The sequence below is a fragment of the Leifsonia sp. genome, assembly GCF_051955155.1.
Classification (GTDB): domain Bacteria; phylum Actinomycetota; class Actinomycetes; order Actinomycetales; family Microbacteriaceae; genus Leifsonia.
Genome location: NZ_JBQCGZ010000044.1, coordinates 1 through 3958, shown reverse-complemented (window position 1 = coordinate 3958; position 3958 = coordinate 1). Strand labels below are relative to the sequence as shown.

Sequence of the window (3958 nt, the reverse complement as noted above, 5' to 3'; positions counted from 1 at the left end):
ATCGTCAGCTGTACGCCGTCTCGGCGGGCGCCTTCCCCGGCGACGGCGTCGAAGAGCGTGTCCTGCCAGGGGTCCGCGACGACGGCGACGAGCGGGCGGTCGTCGACGGCGAGCGCGAGTGAGAACGCCGTCCACGGCACTCCGTTGGCGAGGTTCGTGGTGCCGTCCACCGGGTCCAGATACCAGGTGGGGCGCCCCGGCGCGGCTTCGCCTCCGAATTCCTCGCCGACGAAGGCGTGGTCGGGGAAATGGTCGCGGACCCGTTCGCGCACGTACTTCTCGATCGAGCGGTCCAGGTCGGTGACCAGATCGGCCGGATCGGCCTTGGTGGTGACCGTCGTCACGGGATGGGTTCTGGTGTGCTGCACCGCCCAGGCGCCCAGCTCGAGCGCGAGTGCATGGGCGGCGGTCACGTCCTCCGGCGTCACAGCGACACCGCCCCCGCGCGCATGGTCAGCAGCCGGTCCAGCCGGTTCGTCGTGATGGTGTCGACGCCGAGGGCGAGAGCGCGGGCGAGGTCGTCCGGCTCGTCGAGCGTCCACGCGGTCACGGTCAGGCCGAGCTCGTGGACACCATCGACGAACGCCTCGTCGGCGATCGGGAACGGTACGTTGACCGTCACCGGGTCCAGCTCGGCCAGCTCCGCGGCCGTCGGCACGCGCAGCAGCCGCCAGGGCAGCCACAGCCGCGCGGAGGCGTCCAGGCCGCGCAGCACACGCATCCCGTCGAGGTCGCCGCACCAGTCGACGGTCGTGCCGGTGGCGGCCGTGAATGCGGATGCGACAGCGTGCGCCGGCCCGGCGAACCGTGCCTCGTCCATGTCGATCACCAGCCGGCTCCCGACGCCGTCGAAGAGCGGGAGCACGTCCGAGAGCAGGGGCGGCCGCTCGTCGGGTCCGCCGAACGCGGCCAGCTCGGCGGCGTCGACGGCGTCGATGGCCCTGGGGTCGCCCCAGAGCCGTTCGAGTGTCGGGTCGTGCAGCACGACGACCTCGCCGTCGGCGGTGAGCCGGACGTCGATCTCGACGATCTCCGCGCCTTTGGCGATGGCGGAACGGACGGCGGGGAGCGTGTTCTCGCGGAACACGGACGAATCTCCGCGGTGGGCGGATGCGCGCGCGATCATTCCGGCACCGCCTCGCGCGGCACCAGGTGGCCGTCGCGGTAGATCAGGGCCGACTCGATGGCGGCGAAGCCGACGGCGCCCGGCCGCGGGGGCGGCCCGGACGCGTAGGCCGCGAGCGTCACATCGTCGCGGCGCAGCCGCAGCTCGTGGAAGTGGCCGTGCGGGACGACCCGCTCGACGGTCGCGCGCAGGGCGCCGGGCCGCGGCGTGGTGGTGAACGTGACGCTCTCCGGACGCACGCCGACGACGCCGGGGCCGTCGACGATGCGCACGCCGTCGAAGTCGCCGTCGAAGCGGTTGAGGGAGCCGATGAACGTGGCGACGAACTCGGTCTCCGGGCGGGCGTACAGCTCGGCCGGCGTCGAGAACTGCTCGATGCGGCCCGCGTTCATGACGGCGACGCGGTCCGAGATCGACAGCGCCTCCTCCTGGTCGTGCGTGACGATGACGGTGGTGATCCCGAGCCGCTGCTGGAGGTCGCGGATGTCTTCCCTGACCTTGACGCGCAGCTTGGCGTCGAGGTTGCTGAGCGGCTCGTCGAGCAGGAGGACGTCCGGCTCCTGTACGAGCGCGCGCGCCAGGGCGACGCGCTGCTGCTCGCCGCCGGAGATCTGCGAGGGCCGGGAGTCCCGGTGGTGCAGGAGGTTGACCAGGCCGAGCATCCGCTCGACGCGCTCGGCGACCTCCGCGCGCGGCAGCCGGCGCAGGCGCAGCGGGTACGCGACGTTCTTGGCCACGGTCATGTGCGGCCAGAGCGCGTAGTTCTGGAACACCATCGCGCTCGGCCGCTTATCCGGCCCGAGGCGCGTGACGTCGCGGCCGGCCATCGTGACGCGGCCGGAGTCGGGGGAGAGGAAACCGGCGATCATCCGCAGGGTCGTGGTCTTGCCGCAGCCGGAGGGGCCGAGCAGCGAGACGAGCTCGCCACGCTGCACGGTCAGGTCGAGGTCGTCGATGATGCTGCGGCCGCCAAGCGTCTTGCGCAGGGCGGTCAGGCGCAGACCGCCGTCGCCGGCCGGCCCGTCGGGAGTGGGGGAGGACATGGAGCGCTCCTTCATCTGAGCTGGAAACCCTCGGCCAGCTGGCCGCCCATCACGTGCTTGCGCACGGCGAGCAGCAGGACAACCGAGGGGATGGCGAGCAGGATCGAGAACACGGCCGCGACCTGCTTGGGGAAGTTGAGGACGAGGCTGTACATCTCGGTCGGCATCGTGAGGATGTCCGGTGCGCCGACCAGGTACGTGCCCTGCGCCTCGTCGAATGCGGCAAGGAACGCCATGACGGCGCCGACCAGGATGCCCGGCAGCGCGAGCCGCAGCGTCACCGTGAAGAACACACGCGCGCGCGAAGCCCCGGCGTCGCGCGCCGCCTCCTCGAGCGAGCGGGGCACCGCCGAGAACGCCGCGGCGGGGATCCAGGTCATGAAGACGACGGTGCCCAGCAGCTGCACGATCACGATGCCGGCGATGGTGTTCATCAGACCGAGCGCGTAATAGAGGGAGGCCAGGGTGGCGAAGAGGCCCATCCGCGGGAAGGCGTTGGTGGCGAACAGCCCGATCAGGAACAGCCTGCGGCCGGGGAACTCGAACCGCGCGAACGCGTACGCGGCGGGCAGGCACACCACGGCGGAGACGAGCACGACAAGCGGAGTGATCAGCAGCGAGTTCTGGATGGAGGAGCCGAGGGCCTGATCGCTGAACACCGTCTGCCACCAGCGCAGAGTCCACGAGTCGGGGAGGAGGTTCGGGTACGTCCAGCGGTCGGCGAAGGCGTGCGCGCCGAGCCAGACGAGCGGCCCCAGCACGAAGACGAGCAGCACGAGCGCGAAGGCCACGGCTCCCGCGGTGCGCAGGGCGACGGAGACGGGTCGCGGCATCAGATCCTCCCCTCGCGGCGGGCGCTGCGGAAGTTCGCCCAGACGTAGAGCGCGCCGATGCCCGCCGCGGCGAGGAAGACGACGAACGCCATCACGAGGGACTGCTGCGGCTGGTTGTACGCCGTGAAGTAGCTGGTGAGCGCGACGCCGAGCATGGTCGGCGCGTTCGGGCCGGTGAAGTACGGAACGGTGTACGAGCCGATCACGCCGATGGCGGTGAAGGTGACCGCGATGACGATCGGCACGGCGCTCATCGGCAGCAGGATCGTTCGCACGATCCGCACGGTGCCCGCGCCCGCATCCCTGGCCGCCTCGATCAGGGCATCGGGAACGGACTGCAGGCCGGAGGCGATCATGAGCACGGCGAACGGCAGGGAGGTCCAGGCCGAGCCGATCACGATCGCGACCGCCGTGTACGACCACACCGGCGCCTCCACACCGACCTGGGCGAAGAGGCTGCGCAGGAAGCCGTCGGCCGAATAGAACGTCAGGATCGCCCAGGACGCGATCACCACGGGGATGAACAACGGCACGATCGCCACACCCGACAGCAGGCGTGCGAGCCAGCCGCCGCGGAGGCGCAGGAAGAGCCCGATGCCACCGGCCAGGACAACCACGATGGCTGTGCTGGCGATGGTGACGCCGAGGGTGAGCGCGAGGTCCTGCCAGAACGCCGGGGTGGTGAACACGTCGCCGTACGCGGCGAACGTCGGGACGGCGCCGTCGGCGCGGTGGACATTCTGGCCGACGGCCGCGACGACCGAGTTCAGCCCGCCGGTGAAGCCGACACTGAAAGCGAGCGCGAGCACCACGGGCACGCCGACGAAGAGCGCGATGACGACGACCGGCGGCAGGGCGAGCGCGAAGCCCGCCGCGGCCGCGAACTCCCGCGGCGGGGGGCCCGCGGCCCCCGGGGTTCACAGCCCGGGGGGGGTGGGGGGCTCACGCAGACAGCA

5 protein-coding genes are annotated in these 3958 nt (G+C 71.5%); all 5 read right to left on the bottom strand.

Going from position 1 to position 3958, the window contains the following annotated elements; genetic code table 11:
* A partial coding sequence (locus ACTHMF_RS04470) for an inositol monophosphatase family protein (protein WP_440316465.1) occupies positions 1 to 428 on the bottom strand: 428 nt, incomplete at its 3' end.
* Positions 425 to 1126 (bottom strand): glycerophosphodiester phosphodiesterase, encoded by a 702-nt coding sequence (locus ACTHMF_RS04465; protein ID WP_440316464.1) that lies wholly within the window; start codon positions 1124 to 1126, stop codon positions 425 to 427. The genes ACTHMF_RS04465 and ACTHMF_RS04470, both read right to left, overlap by 4 nt.
* Positions 1123 to 2169: an ABC transporter ATP-binding protein gene (locus ACTHMF_RS04460; RefSeq protein ID WP_440316463.1), complete on the bottom strand. Its 1047-nt coding sequence runs from the start codon at positions 2167 to 2169 to the stop codon at positions 1123 to 1125. The genes ACTHMF_RS04465 and ACTHMF_RS04460 overlap by 4 nt, the downstream gene beginning before the upstream one ends.
* An 11-nt stretch (positions 2170 to 2180) precedes the next feature.
* Complete coding sequence (locus ACTHMF_RS04455) at positions 2181 to 3002, bottom strand: ABC transporter permease (protein ID WP_314146083.1); 822 nt, start codon at positions 3000 to 3002, stop codon at positions 2181 to 2183.
* On the bottom strand, positions 3002 to 3820 hold the full coding sequence (locus tag ACTHMF_RS04450; RefSeq protein ID WP_440316461.1) for an ABC transporter permease: 819 nt from the start codon (positions 3818 to 3820) through the stop codon (positions 3002 to 3004). The genes ACTHMF_RS04455 and ACTHMF_RS04450 overlap by 1 nt, the downstream gene beginning before the upstream one ends.
* Between the last annotated feature and the right edge of the window lie 138 nt (positions 3821 to 3958).